This is a genomic window from Halomonas dongshanensis, from assembly GCF_024790395.1.
Classification (GTDB): domain Bacteria; phylum Pseudomonadota; class Gammaproteobacteria; order Pseudomonadales; family Halomonadaceae; genus Vreelandella; species Vreelandella dongshanensis.
In genome coordinates this window covers 92,271-108,647 of sequence record NZ_JAJISC010000006.1, presented here as the reverse complement: position 1 = coordinate 108,647, position 16,377 = coordinate 92,271, and the positions used below count along the sequence as shown (strand labels likewise).

29 protein-coding genes are annotated in these 16,377 nt (G+C 57.6%); all 29 read right to left on the bottom strand.

Annotated features, from left to right (window positions below):
• Window positions 1-3: 3 nt before the first annotated feature.
• Entirely contained in the window at window positions 4-390 is a 387-nt protein-coding gene (gene rpsK / locus LLY24_RS13540) for a 30S ribosomal protein S11 (RefSeq protein WP_009723883.1), read from the bottom strand.
• A gap of 52 nt (window positions 391-442) precedes the next feature.
• Window positions 443-799: a 30S ribosomal protein S13 gene (rpsM, locus tag LLY24_RS13535; RefSeq protein WP_259036830.1), complete on the bottom strand. Its 357-nt coding sequence runs from the start codon at window positions 797-799 to the stop codon at window positions 443-445.
• A 122-nt stretch (window positions 800-921) separates the two neighbouring features.
• Window positions 922-1,035 carry a 50S ribosomal protein L36 gene (gene rpmJ / locus LLY24_RS13530; protein WP_081139244.1) on the bottom strand — a complete coding sequence of 38 codons (114 nt, stop codon included), beginning with the start codon at window positions 1,033-1,035 and terminating at the stop codon, window positions 922-924.
• Between the two features lie 29 nt (window positions 1,036-1,064).
• Window positions 1,065-2,396, bottom strand: coding sequence for a preprotein translocase subunit SecY (gene secY / locus LLY24_RS13525; protein WP_259036829.1), 1,332 nt, complete (start codon window positions 2,394-2,396; stop codon window positions 1,065-1,067).
• The gene (rplO, locus tag LLY24_RS13520) at window positions 2,397-2,831 is read right to left on the bottom strand and encodes a 50S ribosomal protein L15 (RefSeq protein WP_259036828.1); all 435 of its coding nucleotides are present in this window, start codon (window positions 2,829-2,831) and stop codon (window positions 2,397-2,399) included. It abuts the gene before it with no gap.
• A 3-nt stretch (window positions 2,832-2,834) separates the two neighbouring features.
• On the bottom strand, window positions 2,835-3,014 hold the full coding sequence (rpmD, locus tag LLY24_RS13515; protein ID WP_259036827.1) for a 50S ribosomal protein L30: 180 nt from the start codon (window positions 3,012-3,014) through the stop codon (window positions 2,835-2,837).
• Between the two features lie 6 nt (window positions 3,015-3,020).
• Entirely contained in the window at window positions 3,021-3,521 is a 501-nt protein-coding gene (gene rpsE, locus LLY24_RS13510) for a 30S ribosomal protein S5 (RefSeq protein ID WP_259036826.1), read from the bottom strand.
• 11 nt (window positions 3,522-3,532) lie between these two features.
• Complete coding sequence (rplR, locus tag LLY24_RS13505; protein WP_259036825.1) at window positions 3,533-3,883, bottom strand: 50S ribosomal protein L18; 351 nt, start codon at window positions 3,881-3,883, stop codon at window positions 3,533-3,535.
• A 9-nt stretch (window positions 3,884-3,892) separates the two neighbouring features.
• A complete protein-coding gene (gene rplF, locus LLY24_RS13500; RefSeq protein WP_259036824.1) occupies window positions 3,893-4,423 on the bottom strand; it encodes a 50S ribosomal protein L6 in 531 nt (176 codons plus the stop codon).
• 9 nt (window positions 4,424-4,432) lie between these two features.
• Window positions 4,433-4,825: a 30S ribosomal protein S8 gene (rpsH, locus tag LLY24_RS13495; RefSeq protein ID WP_259036823.1), complete on the bottom strand. Its 393-nt coding sequence runs from the start codon at window positions 4,823-4,825 to the stop codon at window positions 4,433-4,435.
• 32 nt (window positions 4,826-4,857) lie between these two features.
• On the bottom strand, window positions 4,858-5,163 hold the full coding sequence (gene rpsN, locus LLY24_RS13490) for a 30S ribosomal protein S14 (protein WP_259036822.1): 306 nt from the start codon (window positions 5,161-5,163) through the stop codon (window positions 4,858-4,860).
• Window positions 5,164-5,173: 10 nt separating this feature from the next.
• Window positions 5,174-5,713, bottom strand: a complete 540-nt coding sequence (rplE, locus tag LLY24_RS13485; protein WP_259036821.1) for a 50S ribosomal protein L5 — start codon at window positions 5,711-5,713, stop codon at window positions 5,174-5,176.
• A gap of 18 nt (window positions 5,714-5,731) precedes the next feature.
• A complete protein-coding gene (gene rplX, locus LLY24_RS13480) occupies window positions 5,732-6,046 on the bottom strand; it encodes a 50S ribosomal protein L24 (protein ID WP_009723895.1) in 315 nt (104 codons plus the stop codon).
• Window positions 6,047-6,060: 14 nt separating this feature from the next.
• On the bottom strand, window positions 6,061-6,432 hold the full coding sequence (rplN, locus tag LLY24_RS13475; RefSeq protein ID WP_259036820.1) for a 50S ribosomal protein L14: 372 nt from the start codon (window positions 6,430-6,432) through the stop codon (window positions 6,061-6,063).
• 51 nt (window positions 6,433-6,483) lie between these two features.
• Window positions 6,484-6,744 (bottom strand): 30S ribosomal protein S17, encoded by a 261-nt coding sequence (gene rpsQ / locus LLY24_RS13470; protein WP_259036994.1) that lies wholly within the window; start codon window positions 6,742-6,744, stop codon window positions 6,484-6,486.
• Window position 6,745: 1 nt separating this feature from the next.
• Complete coding sequence (rpmC, locus tag LLY24_RS13465; protein ID WP_096276518.1) at window positions 6,746-6,937, bottom strand: 50S ribosomal protein L29; 192 nt, start codon at window positions 6,935-6,937, stop codon at window positions 6,746-6,748.
• Window positions 6,937-7,350 carry a 50S ribosomal protein L16 gene (gene rplP / locus LLY24_RS13460; RefSeq protein ID WP_007112000.1) on the bottom strand — a complete coding sequence of 138 codons (414 nt, stop codon included), beginning with the start codon at window positions 7,348-7,350 and terminating at the stop codon, window positions 6,937-6,939. Before rplP ends, rpmC begins: the two co-directional genes overlap by 1 nt.
• Before the next feature lie 15 nt (window positions 7,351-7,365).
• On the bottom strand, window positions 7,366-8,067 hold the full coding sequence (rpsC, locus tag LLY24_RS13455; RefSeq protein ID WP_259036819.1) for a 30S ribosomal protein S3: 702 nt from the start codon (window positions 8,065-8,067) through the stop codon (window positions 7,366-7,368).
• A gap of 11 nt (window positions 8,068-8,078) precedes the next feature.
• Window positions 8,079-8,411 carry a 50S ribosomal protein L22 gene (rplV, locus tag LLY24_RS13450; RefSeq protein WP_018917732.1) on the bottom strand — a complete coding sequence of 111 codons (333 nt, stop codon included), beginning with the start codon at window positions 8,409-8,411 and terminating at the stop codon, window positions 8,079-8,081.
• 18 nt (window positions 8,412-8,429) lie between these two features.
• Window positions 8,430-8,705: a 30S ribosomal protein S19 gene (rpsS, locus tag LLY24_RS13445; RefSeq protein ID WP_009098993.1), complete on the bottom strand. Its 276-nt coding sequence runs from the start codon at window positions 8,703-8,705 to the stop codon at window positions 8,430-8,432.
• Between the two features lie 33 nt (window positions 8,706-8,738).
• The gene (gene rplB, locus LLY24_RS13440) at window positions 8,739-9,569 is read right to left on the bottom strand and encodes a 50S ribosomal protein L2 (RefSeq protein WP_259036818.1); all 831 of its coding nucleotides are present in this window, start codon (window positions 9,567-9,569) and stop codon (window positions 8,739-8,741) included.
• Between the two features lie 17 nt (window positions 9,570-9,586).
• Window positions 9,587-9,883, bottom strand: coding sequence for a 50S ribosomal protein L23 (gene rplW / locus LLY24_RS13435; protein WP_259036817.1), 297 nt, complete (start codon window positions 9,881-9,883; stop codon window positions 9,587-9,589).
• Entirely contained in the window at window positions 9,880-10,485 is a 606-nt protein-coding gene (rplD, locus tag LLY24_RS13430) for a 50S ribosomal protein L4 (protein ID WP_259036816.1), read from the bottom strand. Before rplD ends, rplW begins: the two co-directional genes overlap by 4 nt.
• 15 nt (window positions 10,486-10,500) lie before the next feature.
• Window positions 10,501-11,139 (bottom strand): 50S ribosomal protein L3, encoded by a 639-nt coding sequence (gene rplC, locus LLY24_RS13425; RefSeq protein ID WP_259036815.1) that lies wholly within the window; start codon window positions 11,137-11,139, stop codon window positions 10,501-10,503.
• Between the two features lie 147 nt (window positions 11,140-11,286).
• On the bottom strand, window positions 11,287-11,598 hold the full coding sequence (rpsJ, locus tag LLY24_RS13420) for a 30S ribosomal protein S10 (RefSeq protein WP_009098983.1): 312 nt from the start codon (window positions 11,596-11,598) through the stop codon (window positions 11,287-11,289).
• A gap of 157 nt (window positions 11,599-11,755) precedes the next feature.
• The gene (gene tuf / locus LLY24_RS13415; protein WP_259036814.1) at window positions 11,756-12,949 is read right to left on the bottom strand and encodes an elongation factor Tu; all 1,194 of its coding nucleotides are present in this window, start codon (window positions 12,947-12,949) and stop codon (window positions 11,756-11,758) included.
• A 29-nt stretch (window positions 12,950-12,978) separates the two neighbouring features.
• Window positions 12,979-15,102, bottom strand: a complete 2,124-nt coding sequence (fusA, locus tag LLY24_RS13410; protein ID WP_259036813.1) for an elongation factor G — start codon at window positions 15,100-15,102, stop codon at window positions 12,979-12,981.
• Window positions 15,103-15,271: 169 nt separating this feature from the next.
• Window positions 15,272-15,742, bottom strand: a complete 471-nt coding sequence (gene rpsG / locus LLY24_RS13405; protein WP_259036812.1) for a 30S ribosomal protein S7 — start codon at window positions 15,740-15,742, stop codon at window positions 15,272-15,274.
• 139 nt (window positions 15,743-15,881) lie between these two features.
• On the bottom strand, window positions 15,882-16,256 hold the full coding sequence (gene rpsL / locus LLY24_RS13400; RefSeq protein WP_259036811.1) for a 30S ribosomal protein S12: 375 nt from the start codon (window positions 16,254-16,256) through the stop codon (window positions 15,882-15,884).
• Window positions 16,257-16,377 lie beyond the last annotated feature (121 nt).

Here is a 16,377-nt window from a genome sequence, read left to right as displayed (position 1 = left end):
TCCTTAAACGCGGCGTTTCTTCGGCGGACGGCAGCCATTGTGGGGAATGGGCGTCGCGTCGGTGATGCTTTGCACGCGGAAGCCGGCGGCATTCAGTGCGCGCACGGCGGATTCACGGCCGGGACCGGGGCCTTTGACCAGCACATCGACGTTTTTCACACCATACTCGGCTGCAGCAGTCGCTGCACGTTCGCTTGCAACTTGCGCAGCGAACGGGGTGCTCTTACGAGAACCACGAAAACCCGAACCACCGGCAGTTGCCCAAGAAAGAGCGTTGCCCTGGCGGTCTGTGATCGTCACGATCGTGTTGTTAAAAGAGGCGTGGATGTGCGCAACGGCGTCCACTACCTGCTTTTTAACCTTTTTACGGTTACTACGCGGGTTAGCCATGTTGATGTCTATTCCTGTCTTTACACAGACTCTCTATGCAAGAGTCGACGTGTTATTTGCGGATCGGCTTACGCGGGCCCTTACGGGTGCGCGCGTTAGTCTTGGTCCGCTGACCACGCAGCGGAAGACTACGACGATGACGCAGACCACGGTAGCAACCCAGGTCCATGAGACGCTTGATGTTCAGCGTCACATCACGACGAAGGTCGCCTTCTACGGTGTACTTACCAACTTCAGAACGCAGGGTATCCAGCTCGTCGCTGGAAAGGTCCTGAATCTTGGTAGTCGGCGCGATACCAGCAGCAGTACAGATGTTCTGCGCGCGAGTACGGCCAATCCCGAAGATATAGGTCAGCGAGATCGCCGCATGCTTGTTGTCCGGGATATTGACGCCTGCAATACGGGCCATCAGCTTACTCCGAAATTTGAGCGGCTTGCTCGTTAATCATCTACAAAAGGCGCAACAGCATACCCCTTAGACTGCCCTAAGGCAAGGGGTATGCCTGCACCCACTCAATGACAGCGTAGGAATTAACCCTGACGCTGCTTGTGCCGAGGTTCGACGCAGATTACGCGTACTGCGCCATTGCGACGAATGATCTTGCAGTTACGGCACATTTTCTTCACGGAAGCTCGAACTTTCATCGTTCTTTCTCCAATACGGGCGACGCGTTTCAGCGCATGATGCCGCCGCTACCGTAGCCTTTCAGGTTGGACTTCTTCATCACCGAGTCATATTGATGCGACATGAGGTGCGACTGCACCTGAGCCATGAAGTCCATGATGACCACCACCACGATCAGAAGCGAGGTACCGCCGAAGAAGAACGGCACGTTCCAGGCCACGATCAAGAACTGGGGCATCAGGGAAACTGCAGTGATATATAGGGCACCGAACAGGGTCAGGCGTGACATGACCTTGTCGATATAGCGAGCGGTCTGCTCGCCGGGGCGAATACCCGGCAGGAAGGCACCCGACTTTTTCAGATTGTCGGCGACGTCCTTGGGATTGAAGACCAGCGCTGTGTAAAAGAAGCAGAAGAATACCACCGCCGCTGCGAAAAGCAAGATGTAAAGCGGCTGACCCGGCGCAAGCGCCTGGGAGGCACGCTGCAGCCACTCGAGCCCCTCGCCTGCACCGACCCACTGGCCGATGGAAGCAGGAAACAGGAGAATGCTGGAAGCGAAAATCGCCGGGATAACCCCCGCCATATTCACTTTCAGCGGCAAATAGCTGCTTTGGCCCGCATACATCTTGTTGCCGACCTGCCGACGCGGATAGTTGACCTTGAGGCGGCGTTGACCACGCTCAATGAAAACTACGAACGCAACAGTCGCAATGCCGAGCACGGACAGCGCCAACAGCGGGAGGACGTTCCAGGCCCCTTCGTTACGAGCAAGCTCGAAAGCTTGTCCCACGGCACTGGGCAGCCCCGCTACGATACCGGCGAAAATCAGCAGCGAAATACCGTTGCCGATCCCCTTCTCGGTAATCTGCTCACCCAGCCACATCATGAACACCGCACCCGCCACGAAGGTGATGACTGCGGTGAAAAAGAAGCTGAAGTCAGCGCTGTAAGCGATGCCTTGGCTTGCCAAACCGACCGACATACCGGTCGCCTGGACAAGCGCCAGTATCACCGTGCCGTAGCGGGTGTACTGGCTGATCTTACGGCGGCCGGCCTCGCCCTCTTTCTTGAGCTGCTCAAGATGAGGGGAGACCGCTGTCATGAGCTGCATGATGATCGACGCCGAGATGTAGGGCATGATCCCTAAGGCGAGGACGCTCATGCGCTCCAGGGCGCCACCCGAGAACATGTTGAACATGCCCAGGATGGTGCCCTGTTGCTCTCTAAACAAGGCAGCAAGCTGGTCAGGATTGATACCCGGCACGGGAATGTGGGCACCGATACGGTACACCACGATGGCGATGAAAACGAAGCGCAGGCGAGCCCACAGTTCACTCAGACCGCTGCCCATCGCCGGCATATTTCCTGACTTGGCCATTTAGTCCTCTACTTTACCACCAGCAGCTTCGATCGCAGCGCGGGCACCTTTGGTGACCTTAACTCCACGAACGGTAACTGCTTTGTTCAGTTCGCCGGAAAGGATGACCTTCGCGAAACGCGTGGCATCTTTCAGCACGTTGGCTTGCTTGAGGGTTTCCAGAGTGACTTCGTCACCTGAAACCTTGGCCAGCTCTGCCAAGCGGACTTCCTCAGATACCAATGACTTGGCAGAGGTGAAGCCGAACTTGGGCAGACGACGCTGCATCGGCATTTGTCCGCCTTCGAAACCAGGCTTGACGCTGCCGCCGCTGCGCGACTTCTGACCTTTGTGGCCACGGCCACCGGTCTTGCCCAGACCGGAACCGATACCACGACCAACACGCTTCTCAGCGGGTTTGGAGCCCGGTGCCGGGCTCAGGGTATTGAGTTTCATGGATTACTCTCCCTCAACGCGCACAAGGTAGTTAACCTTGTGGATCATGCCGCGTACGGCAGGGGTGTCTTCCAGTTCAACCGTGTGACCGATGCGACGCAGACCCAAGCCCTTCATAGTGGCTTTGTGCTTGGGCAGGATGCCGATGGTGCTGCGGGTCTGGGTAACCTTGATAGCTGCCATGGTGTCTTACCCCGTAATCGCTTCGACAGACAGACCGCGCTTGGCAGCCACGTCTTCCGGTGCTTGCATGGAGGACAGACCTTTAACGGTTGCACGTACCACGTTGACCGGGTTGGTGGAACCGTAGCACTTGGCCAGTACGTCGTGGACACCGGCGAGCTCCAGTACGGAGCGCATGGCGCCACCGGCGATGATGCCGGTACCTTCGGAAGCCGGCTGCATGAAGACCTTGGAGGCGCCATGACGCGCTTTCACCGGGTACTGCAGCGTGTGGCCAGCGAGGTTGACCTTGACCATGTTGCGACGAGCCTGGTCCATTGCCTTCTGGATCGCGACCGGCACTTCACGCGCCTTACCACGACCGAAACCGACACGACCTTTACCATCGCCTACGACGGTCAGCGCGGTGAAGCCGAAAATACGACCACCCTTGACCACCTTGGCGACGCGGTTGACCTGCACCAACTTCTCTTGCAGATCTCCGCTTTGCTGTTCGTTCTTCGCCATCGTTAAACCCTTTAGAATTCCAGGCCGCCTTCACGAGCGGCGTCGGCCAGAGCCTTGACGCGACCGTGATACTTGAAACCAGCACGGTCGAAGGCCACCTGGGTGATGCCTGCTTCTTTTGCGCGCTCGGCAATCAGTGCACCGACCTTAGAGGCGGCATCTGAGTTACCGGTTGCACCCTCGCGCAGGGCCTTGTCCAGCGTGGAAGCGCTGGCCAACACCTTGCCACCATCCGGCGAGATAATCTGCGCGTAGATGTGACGCGGGGTACGGTTGACGCACAGGCGGAACGCGCCTAGCTCGCGGATCTTGGCGCGAGCGCGGCGGGCACGACGGAGACGAGATTCTTTCTTCGCGTTCATAACCCTGCCTTACTTCTTCTTGGCTTCTTTGCGACGCACCTGCTCGTCGGCGTACCGGACACCCTTGCCTTTGTACGGCTCGGGCGGACGGAAGGCGCGGATCTCCGCGGCGACTTGGCCGAGCTTCTGCTTGTCCGCGCTTTTCAGCACGATCGTGGTGTTCTTCGGCGTTTCCGCTTCGACACCAGCAGGCAGTTCGTAGTCAACCGGGTGAGAGAAGCCCAGTGAAAGATTGAGCGTCTGGCCTTTCGCTTGGGCACGATAACCGACGCCAACAATTTCGAGAGTTTTCGTGAAACCCTCGGATACGCCCGTTACCAGGTTCTGAACCAAGGCGCGGGTAGTACCGGCCATTGCCCAGCTCTTGGCAGTTTCGCTCGGGGCGAAGGTCAGCTGGCCATCTTCCTGAGCGATCACCACGTCCGGGTGAACGGTCAGCGACAGCGTGCCTTGGCCGCCCTTGGCGGTCAGCTGGTCGGCGTCGATCTTGATCTCGACACCGGCAGGCACTTTAACCGGATATTTCGCAATGCGGGACATTCCAGCCTCCTAGAATACGGTGCAGATGACTTCGCCACCGACACCCGCCTGGCGAGCGGCGCGATCGGTCATGACGCCCTTGGAGGTCGTCACGATCGCGATACCCAGGCCATCGGCGACCTTGGGCAGGTCGTCCTTACCCTTGTACTGACGCAGAGACGGCTTGGAGACCCGCTGAATGTGGTCGATAACCGGCTTGCCCTCGAAGTACTTGAGGGTAACAGTCAGTTCGGGCTTGGTGCCTTCGGCTACCGAGTAATCGGCAACGTAGCCCTCTTCTTTCAGCACGCGGGCCACTTCCACTTTCAGCTTGGAAGACGGCATGGTGACCGTCTCCTTGGTGGCCATCTGCGCATTGCGGAGACGTGTGAACATATCCGCCAGAGTATCTTGCATGCTCATTTAATGTGCGCTCCTGATGATTCTACGTGGCGTTACCAGCTGGACTTCTTGAGTCCAGGGACGTCGCCACGCATGGCGGCTTCACGCAGCTTGTTACGGCCGAGACCGAACTTGTTGTAAAAACCGTGCGGACGGCCAGTCACGCGGCAGCGGTTACGCTGGCGTACCGGGCTCGAGTCGCGCGGCAACTGCTGCAGCTTCAGCGTCGCCTCGAAGCGCTCTTCGTCAGAAGTGTTGACGTCCGAGATGATAGCCTTGAGCTCGGCGCGTTTGGCCGCATACTTCTCGACCAGTTCAGCACGCTTTTGCTCACGCTCGATCATACTTTTCTTAGCCATGATCCAACCCTTATTTCTTGAACGGGAAGTTCAGTGCCGTTAGCAGCGCACGACCTTCCTCGTCGGTGTTGGCGGTAGTGGTGATGGTGACATCCAACCCCCGGACGCGATCGACTTTATCATATTCGATCTCCGGGAAGATGATCTGCTCACGCACACCCATGGAGTAGTTGCCACGACCGTCGAAGGACTTCGGGTTGAGACCACGGAAGTCACGCACGCGGGGAATCGCGATGTTGACCAGGCGATCGAGGAAGTCCCACATGCGCTCAGAGCGCAGGGTCACCTTGATGCCGATCGGCCAACCTTCACGCACCTTGAAGCCCGCGATGGACTTGCGTGCCTTGGTCACCAAAGGCTTTTGACCGGAGAGTTTCTCCAGATCGCCGATGGCATTGTCGATCAGCTTTTTATCGCTGACCGCTTCGCCGATACCCATGTTCAGGGTCACCTTGGTGATCCGGGGTACCTGCATTACGTTGGCGTAGCTGAACTGCTCTTTGAGTTGAGCCACCACCTCGTTTTGATAACGTTCTTTCAAGTTCGCCATTTTGCTACCCGACTCGCGTTAGGCGTCGATCTGCGTCTGCGTCGACTTGTAGATACGTACCTTGGTACCGTCTTCCTTCACCTGGAAGCCGACGCGATCCGCCTTACCGGTCTCCGAATTGAAGATGGCTACGTTGGACGCGTGAATCGGAGCCTCACGCTCGACGATACCGCCCTGATTGCCCGCCATGGGATTGGGCTTGGTGTGACGCTTGATCATGTTCACACCGGATACCACGAAGCGGTTCTCTAGAACGCGCTTGACGGTACCACGCTTGCCCTTGTCCTTGCCGGCGATGACGATGACTTCATCGTCACGTTTGATCTTTTGCATATCCGCCTCGCTCCTTACAGCACTTCAGGCGCCAAGGAAATGATCTTCATGAACTTCTCGTTACGAAGCTCACGAGTTACCGGTCCGAAGATACGGGTACCGATCGGCTGTTCGTTGGTGTTGTTCAACAGAACAGCCGCATTTCCGTCAAAGCGGATCAGCGAACCGTCAGCACGACGGACGCCACTGCGGGTGCGAACGACGACCGCTTTCAGCACTTGGCCTTTTTTGACCTTGCCGCGAGGGATCGCTTCTTTCACCGTTACCTTGATGACATCACCAACGTGAGCGTAGCGGCGGTGTGAACCACCCAGCACCTTGATGCACTGCACCCGGCGCGCTCCGCTGTTGTCGGCGACATCCAGCATTGTCTGAGTCTGAATCATCGGTTTTCTCCAAACCTAATCTGACTGCACTGGTTTGACAGACGCAGGGTGTTAACCTTTGGCCTGCTCGACCACCTCGACCAGCGCCCAAGCTTTCTTCTTGGAAAGCGGACGGCACTCCTGAATGGAAACCGTATCGCCTGCCTTAGCTTGGTTCGCCTCATCATGGGCGTGCAGCTTGGTGGAGCGCTTAACGTATTTTCCGTAGATCGGGTGACGCTCACGGCGCTCGATCATTACCACGATGGACTTGTCCATCTTGTCGCTCACGACTTTACCGATGAGCGTGCGTGTCTTCTTCTCTTCGGCCATCTCAATCACCTGCCTTCTCGTTGAGCATAGTCTTCACGCGGGCGATGTCCCGACGGACCTGCTTGAGCAGATGAGTCTGGCTGAGTTGGCCAGTGGCCTTCTGCATGCGCAGGTTGAACTGCTCGCGGAGTAGCTCGAGGAGCTGCTCTTGGAGCTCTCCTGCGGACTTTTCACGAATTTCCTGTGCTTTCATCACATCACCGTCCGTTTCGCAAAGGTGGTGGACAGGGGCATCTTTTGTGCGGCCAGCTCGAATGCTTCACGGGCCAGCTCTTCGGATACACCTTCAATTTCGTACAGGACCCGACCCGGTTGGATCTGGGCTACCCAGTACTCAACAGAACCTTTACCTTTACCCATACGAACTTCGAGCGGCTTTTTGGAAATCGGCTTGTCAGGGAAAACGCGGATCCAGATTTTACCGCCACGTTTGACGTGACGTGTGATCGCACGACGGCCGGCTTCGATCTGACGCGCAGTGATGCGGCCGCGACCGGTTGCCTTCAGACCGTACTCCCCGAAGCTGATCTTGCTTCCGCGATGCGCCAGGCCACGGTTGCGGCCTTTCATCATCTTGCGGAATTTCATACGCTTGGGCTGTAACATCGACTCGCTCTCCCCTTACTTGGAACCTTTCTTCTTGGGCGCGTTGCCGGCCGGCTGTTGCTTGGCCTTGGCACGGACTTCCTCGATACCGCCGAGGATTTCGCCCTTGAAGATCCACACTTTGACGCCGATGACGCCGTAGGTGGTGTGAGCCTCAAAAGTGGCATAGTCGATATCAGCACGAAGGGTATGTAGCGGAACACGGCCTTCGCGATACCATTCGGTACGTGCGATTTCGGCACCACCCAAGCGACCTGACAGCTGGATTTTGATACCGCCAGCACCCAGACGCATCGCGTTCTGTACCGCACGCTTCATGGCGCGACGGAACATGACACGGCGCTCGAGCTGACCGGCAACGTTGGCAGCTACCAGCTTGGCATCCAGCTCCGGCTTGCGAACTTCTTCGATGTTCACATGAACCGGGACACCCATCATCTCGGTGAGGTCGCGACGCAGGCGGTCGACGTCTTCACCTTTCTTACCGATCACGATACCCGGACGAGCAGTGTGAATGGTGATGCGGGCGTTGTTGGCCGGACGCTCGATGTGAATGCGGCTCACGGAAGCGTTTTTCAGACGCTCTTCCAGGAAGCTGCGCACTTCGAGATCGTTGTTGAGCTTATCGGCGTAAGCGCCGCGCTCGGCATACCAGACAGAAGCATGGTCCTTGACGATGCCCAGTCGAATGCCTGTTGGATTGACTTTCTGACCCATCTGGTCGACTCCTACTTCTCGGCTACCTTGACGGTGATGTGGCAGGTGCGCTTCAAGATACGATCCGCGCGGCCCTTGGCACGCGGCTTGATACGCTTGAGCGTCATGCCCTCATCGACGCAGATGGTCGAGACACGCAGCTCGTCGATATCCATACCGTTATTTTCTTCCGCGTTTGCAATGGCGGACTGAAGCACTTTCTTGACCAGCTTGGCAGCCTTCTTCGGGGAGAAGGTCAGCAGGTCAATAGCTTCGGCGACCGGTTTACCGCGCACCTGGTCAGCCACCAAACGGGCCTTCTGGGCGGATAAACGAGCGCCACGCAGCTTAGCTGTGACTTCCATCTCTCAATCCTCTCTGGCTTACCGTTTGGCTTTCTTGTCCGCCGCATGACCGCGATAAGTGCGGGTGGCAGCGAATTCGCCCAGCTTGTGACCAACCATTTCCTCGGAGACATGCACCGGGACGTGTTGGCGACCGTTATGGACTGCGATGGTGAGACCCACCATGTTCGGCAGGATCATGGAACGACGCGACCAAGTCTTGATCGGTTTGCGGTCGTTCTTCTCCACTGCAGCCTCAACCTTCTTCAAAAGATGAAGGTCAATGAAGGGACCTTTCTTAAGTGAACGTGGCACAGCCGTTACCTCTTAATGTCTTGGCAATTTCGATCAACGCGTCTTGTTACGACGACGAACGATCAGCTTGTCGGTGCGCTTGTTCTTACGCGTCTTGTGACCCTTGGTCGGCACGCCCCAAGGCGTGACCGGATGACGGCCACCGCTGGTGCGGCCTTCACCACCACCGTGCGGGTGGTCTACCGGGTTCATCGCGACGCCGCGAACGGTCGGACGCACACCTCTCCAGCGCTTCGCACCGGCCTTGCCAAGTTGACGCAGGCTGTGCTCGGAGTTGCTCACTTCGCCCAAGGTCGCACGGCACTCGGCCAGGATCTTGCGCATCTCGCCAGAGCGCAGACGCAGCGTGGCGTAGTTACCTTCACGAGCGACCAGCTGGGCGCTAGTACCGGCACTGCGAGCAATTTGCGCGCCTTTGCCCGGCTTGAGCTCGATACCGTGAACGGTGGAACCCAGCGGGATATTGCGCAGCGGCAGGGCATTGCCCTTCTTGATGGGCGCGTTGACACCAGACTCCAGCACGTCACCCGCGCTGACACCTTTCGGTGCGATGATGTAACGACGCTCGCCATCGGCGTACTTCAGTAGTGCGATGTGAGCACTGCGGTTCGGATCGTATTCCAGACGCTCAACGGTGGCCGGAACGCCATCCTTGGTGCGTTTGAAATCGATCAGCCGGTAGTGCTGACGGTGACCACCGCCCACGTGGCGGGTGGTGATGCGACCGTTGTTGTTACGGCCACCGGACTTGGACTGCTTTTCCAGAAGCGGCGCGTAAGCGCGGCCCTTGTGCAGCCCTTCACCAACGATCTTGACGACGTGGCGACGACCGGCGGATGTGGGTTTGGTCTTGACGATTGCCATTATCCGTACTCCTGCCCTTATTCGGCGCCAGAGAAGTCTTCGAGCGTTTCGCCCGCAGCCAGGGTCACGTACGCCTTGCGGTAGCCTTTACGCTGGCCAACGCCATGTGCGGTACGCTTGGTCTTACCCTTGACGTTCAGCACTTGAACGCCGCCGACCTTCTTGCCGAACAGAGCTTCAACGGCTTTCTTGATCTCGGGCTTGGTCGCGTCGGAGGCGACTTTGAAGACGTACTGGTTGCGTTCAGCAGCCATTGCTGCCTTCTCGGTCACGTGCGGTCCAAGCAGAACCTTGAATACGCGTTCCTGGTTCATGCCAGCTTCTCCTCGAATTTACGCAGAGCGGAGACGGTCACGAGCACCTTGTCATAGGCGATCAGGCTGACCGGATCAGCGGCAGCAACGTCCACCACTTGTACGTGGGGAAGGTTGCGAGCGGCCAGATAGAGCTTCTCGTCGACTTCTTCGGTGACGATCAACGCCTTCTCGAGGTCGAGCTCTTTCAGCTTGGCAGCTACCTGCTTGGTCTTCGGCGCTTCGACGCTGAACTCTTCAACCACGACCAGACGCTCTTGACGCACGAGCTCGGAGAGGATGGAGCGCATGGCAGCGCGGTACATCTTGCGGTTGACCTTCTGGGTGTAGTCCTGCGGACGTGCCGCAAAGGTCACACCACCGCTACGCCACAAAGGCGAACGGATGGTACCCGCACGCGCACGACCGGTACCCTTCTGGCGCCACGGCTTTTTGCCGCCACCACGGACTTCGGAGCGCGTTTTTTGAGCGCGAGTACCCTGACGACCACCGGCCAAATAGGCGGTGACGACTTGGTGAACGAGCGCTTCATTGAATTCTTTGCCAAAAGTGGCGTCAGCTACTTCAACGCTACCCGTGCCTGCAGCAAGATTCAGATTCATTGCTAATTATCCCCTTCAGCCAGCTTTCACGGCGCTGCGAACGATAACGTCGCTACCGGTTGCTCCCGGTACGGCGCCCTTGATCAGCAGCAGGTTACGCTCGGCGTCGACACGGACGATCTCAAGGCTTTGAACGGTGCAGCGGACGTTACCCATCTGACCGGCCATTTTCTTGCCTTTGAATACACGACCCGGCGTCTGACACATACCGATGGAGCCCGGCGCGCGGTGCGACAGGGAGTTACCATGGCTGTTGTCTTGAGTACGGAAGTTCCAGCGCTTAACAGCACCCTGGAAACCTTTACCCTTAGAGGTGCCGGTTACGTCGACTTGCTGACCAGCTTCGAAGAGGGATACGGTGAAAGAGCCACCCACTTCCGGAGCGTCTTCGCCGTCTGCTAGACGGAACTCCATCAGGGAATAGCCAGCCTCGACACCCGCCTTGGCAAACTGTCCAGCTTGCGCTTTGGTGAGGTGCTTGGCCTTGCGAGAGCCAGTTGTAACCTGAACCGCGGCGTAACCGTCAGACTCGACAGTTTTAACGCGCGTGATGCGGTTAGGATCAACTTCAATTACGGTTACGGGCACAGATGCGCCGTCCTCGGTAAAGACGCGGGTCATCCCGGCCTTTTTACCGACCAAACCGATAGTCATTCTCAGTTCTCCTATAGTGTACGGGGCTATCACCCGCTATGGCTGCACTTTCCAGAGCATTCCACTAGCACATTGTATGGCGTCTCACGACGCGGCGGCTGCTGCACGAGACCATCTCGAGCGCTGGGCCGCAAGTGTCTAGTGTGATTAGTCGAGCTTGATTTGCACGTCTACGCCAGCGGCGAGGTCGAGCTTCATCAGCGCATCAACGGTCTTCTCGGTCGGCTCGACGATATCGAGCACACGCTTGTGCGTACGAATCTCATACTGGTCACGCGCGTCTTTGTTGACGTGCGGCGAGATCAGGATGGTGTAACGCTCGCGATTGGTCGGCAGCGGAATCGGGCCACGAACCTGAGCACCAGTACGCTTAGCGGTTTCAACGATTTCCGCAGTGGACTGATCGATCAGACGATGGTCGAAGGCTTTCAACCGAATGCGAATCTTCTGGTTCTGCATTGCCTTAAACTCCAATGGATGTCGACGGCGCGAGCCGTCTACCCACGCATTCAAAGGATGCGCATTATAGGCACGCCAAAAGCCCATGTCAAACACTTGCTGATGGTGCGCAGAAAGGGGGCTCTTGCGAGCCCCCTTTATCGATCAAGTAATAAGATTACTTGACGATTTTGGCTACGACGCCAGCGCCGACGGTACGACCGCCTTCGCGGATAGCGAAGCGCAGGCCGTCGTCCATAGCGATCGGAGCGATCAGGGTGACAACCATCTTGACGTTGTCGCCCGGCATGACCATCTCAACGCCTTCCGGCAGTTCACACGTACCGGTTACGTCAGTGGTACGGAAGTAGAACTGCGGACGGTAGCCTTTGAAGAACGGCGTGTGACGACCACCTTCTTCTTTGGACAGAACGTAGACTTCAGCTTCGAAGACGGTGTGCGGGTTGATGGTACCCGGCTTGGCCAGAACCTGACCACGCTCAACGTCATCACGCTTAGTACCACGCAGCAGCGCACCAACGTTCTCACCTGCACGACCTTCGTCGAGCAGTTTACGGAACATTTCGACACCGGTAACGGTAGTCTTGGTGGTGTCTCTGATACCAACGATCTCGATCTCTTCGCCGGCTTTGACGATACCGCGCTCGATACGGCCGGTAACAACGGTACCACGGCCAGAGATAGAGAATACGTCTTCGATCGGCATCAGGAACGGCTGGTCGATAGCACGCTCCGGCTCCGGAATGTACTCGTCGAGCGCCTTAATCAGGTTGGCAACGGCGGTGGTGCCCATGCCGTTGTCGTCTTCACCGTTGAGCGCCATCAGTGCAGAACCGATGATGATCGGGGTGTCGTCGCCCGGGAAGTCGTACTCGTTCAGAAGTTCGCGAACTTCCATTTCGACCAGCTCGAGGAGCTCTTCGTCATCGACCATGTCAGCCTTGTTCAGGAACACGACGATGTACGGAACGCCAACCTGGCGAGACAGCAGGATGTGCTCACGAGTCTGCGGCATGGGGCCGTCAGCAGCGGAACAGACCAGGATAGCGCCATCCATCTGGGCAGCACCGGTGATCATGTTCTTGACGTAGTCAGCGTGTCCCGGGCAGTCGACGTGAGCGTAGTGACGCTCTTCAGACTGGTACTCAACGTGAGACGTGGCGATGGTGATACCGCGCTCACGCTCTTCCGGAGCGTTGTCGATAGAATCGAACTGGCGCCATTCGCCGCCGAATACTTCGGCAGAAACGCGGGTCAGGGCCGCAGTCAGAGTCGTTTTACCGTGGTCGACGTGACCGATGGTGCCGACGTTGACGTGCGGTTTGGAACGTTCAAATTTTTCCTTAGCCACTGCTATAACCTCTTTACGTTAGCTAACGGTTAACCGTTTTGGTTGATGACGGCTTCAACGACGCTGGAGGGCGCCTCCTCGTACTTCGCGAACTCCATAGAGTAGCTCGCACGGCCCTGGGTCTGTGAGCGCAGATCGGTTGCGTAACCGAACATCTCACCCAGCGGCACCGTTGCACGAATGACTTTACCTGCGGCGGAGTCATCCATGCCCTGCACCAGGCCGCGACGACGGTTCAGGTCACCCATGACGTCACCCATGAAATCTTCGGGGGTCACGACCTCGACCTTCATCACCGGCTCCAGCAGCACGGCCTTGGCCTTCCTGGCACCTTCTTTCACTGCCATGGAAGAAGCAATCTTGAACGCAGTCTCGTTAGAGTCCACGTCATGGTAGGAACCATCGTACAGCGTGACCTTGACGTCGATCATCGGGTAGCCCGCGATGACACCGTTTTGCAGCTGCTCGAAAGCACCCTTCTCGACCGCCGGGACGTACTCCTTAGGAACCACGCCACCTACGATCTCAGAGTTGAATTTGAAGAAGATTTCGTCTTCGCCTTCACCCTTCTCTTCGGCGGTCAGCGGCTCGATGCGCAGCCAAACGTGACCGAACTGACCACGACCACCAGACTGACGCACGAACTTACCTTCCTGCTCGACGCTGCCGCGGATGGTTTCACGGTAGGCCACCTGCGGCTTACCGATGTTGGCTTCCACCTTGAACTCGCGACGCATACGGTCGACGATGATGTCCAGGTGCAGCTCGCCCATGCCCGAGATGATGGTTTGACCCGTCTCTTCGTCGGTCTTGACGCGGAAAGAGGGATCTTCCTGGGCCAGCTTGCCCAGCGCGATACCCATCTTCTCTTGGTCAGCCTTGGATTTCGGCTCAACGGCTACGGAAATAACCGGATCCGGGAACTCCATACGCTCGAGAACGATCTTGTTGTCAGGATCGCACAGGGTGTCACCGGTAGTGACGTCCTTCAGGCCGATACAGGCAGCGATGTCGCCCGCCAGTACTTCCTTGATCTCTTCGCGCGAGTTGGCGTGCATCTGAACGATACGGCCAACGCGCTCTTTCTTCTGCTTGACGGAGTTATACACGCCGTCACCAGAATTGAGCACGCCCGAGTAGACGCGAATGAAGGTCAGGGTACCAACGAAGGGGTCGGTCGCGATCTTGAACGCCAGGGCCGCGAAGGGCGCACTGTCGTCGGCTTCACGCGTCGCGATGGTGCCATCCTTATCGTCCAGCTCACCTTCGATCGCCTTGACTTCGGTCGGCGACGGCATGTATTCGATGACGCCGTCGAGTACCGCCTGAACACCCTTATTCTTGAACGCAGAACCACAGGTGACCAGAACGATCTCGTTAGCCAGCGTACGCGCGCGCAGACCCGCCTTGATCTCGGCTACGGAGAGCTCGCCCTCTTCGAGGTACTTTTCCATCAGCTCTTCGTTGGCTTCGGCAGCGGCCTCGACCATCTCTTCACGGTACTTCTCGGCAGTCTCTTGCAGCTCGGCCGGAATGTCGACGAGCTCGAATTTCATGCCCAGGCTCTCCTCGTCCCACAGGATAGCCTTCATTTCGATCAGATCGACGACGCCCTTGAAGTCTTCCTCGGTGCCCCAGTTGATCTGGATCGGCACGGCGTTAGCGCCCAGACGATCTTTCAGCTGGTCGACGACCATGAAGAAGTCAGCACCGGTACGGTCCATCTTGTTGACGAAAACCATACGGGGAACTTCGTACTTGTTGGCCTGACGCCAAACGGTCTCGGTCTGCGGTTGAACGCCGGAGGAGCCGCACAGTACGACGACCGCGCCATCGAGTACGCGCAAGGAGCGCTCTACTTCGATGGTGAAGTCAACGTGCCCGGGGGTGTCGATGATGTTGATACGGTGCTCATCGAACTGCTGGGCCATACCACGCCAAAAGGTGGTTACTGCCGCAGAGGTGATAGTAATACCACGCTCTTGCTCCTGCTCCATCCAGTCAGTAGTTGAAGCACCCTCGTGCGTCTCACCCAACTTGTGATTCAAGCCGGTGTAGAACAAAACACGCTCGGTTGTCGTGGTTTTACCCGCGTCAACGTGGGCGACGATACCGATGTTGCGATAACGCTTAAGTGGAGTCTTGCGTGCCACGGTGAAACTCCCGTTGGTTGGCGATGCTCGTTAATCTAGCGGTGCACTTTCTGCTTATGCCACCGCCGCCATCGACAACGATAGCGGCGGCGTGTTGCAAAACCGTATTTTCAACCGTTTAGCAACGCAGCACAGATAACAGAAAGCGCTGAGCCCAGGGTCACTGCGCTTAGAAGCGGTAGTGAGAGAAGGCCTTGTTGGCTTCTGCCATACGGTGCACGTCTTCACGCTTCTTGACTGCGGAACCCTTACCTTCTGCGGCATCCAGCATTTCGCCTGCCAGACGCTGAACCATCGTCTTCTCACCGCGACGACGCGCCGCGTCCACCAACCAGCGCATGGCGAGCGCTTGGCGGCGGGACGGACGAACTTCTACCGGCACCTGATAGGTCGCACCACCAACGCGGCGCGACTTCACCTCGACCATTGGCTGGATGGTTTCCAGCGCCTTGTCGAAGATTTCCAGCGGCTCTTCATTACTACGCTCGGCAACCTTGTCCAGCGCACCATAGACGATGCGCTCAGCTACGGACTTTTTGCCGCTGACCATCAGGTGGTTCATGAACTTGGCCAAACGCTCACTTCCGAACTTAGGATCCGGTAGGATCTCGCGCTTCGCTACAACTCTTCTTCTAGGCATGATAAGCCCTCGATTAAGGATCCTTCAGGTAAACCCGGAACTGACTCAATGCGCCGCCCGACCTTACTCTTATCAGACCATCAATAATTGATGTAAATCCAAACCGGCAAGCGCTTATGCCGCTTGCCCATACGCCGAATTAGGACTTCGGACGCTTGGTACCGTATTTGGAACGGCCCTGCTTACGGTTCTGTACGCCGGAGGTATCCAGGGCGCCACGAACAGTGTGATAACGCACACCCGGCAAGTCTTTTACACGACCGCCGCGAATCAGAACAACGGAGTGCTCCTGCAGGTTGTGACCTTCACCACCGATGTAGGAAGAGACTTCGAACCCGTTGGTCAGGCGCACACGGCAGACCTTACGCAGGGCCGAGTTCGGCTTCTTCGGGGTGGTGGTGTAGACGCGGGTGCAAACGCCGCGACGTTGCGGGCAGGCCTGAAGCGCGGGCACGTCACTCTTGCTGACGGGGCGCTTGCGCGGCTTGCGCACTAGCTGATTAATCGTTGCCATGGTGTTTAGCTGACTCCAATGGTTGCCTTGGCCTTTAACAAGTACTGACAGCAGATGCGGGCGCACCCACCCCACTGTTAAAGGCTGCGCATTCTAATGGCTGGCCCTAGGCGGCGTCAAG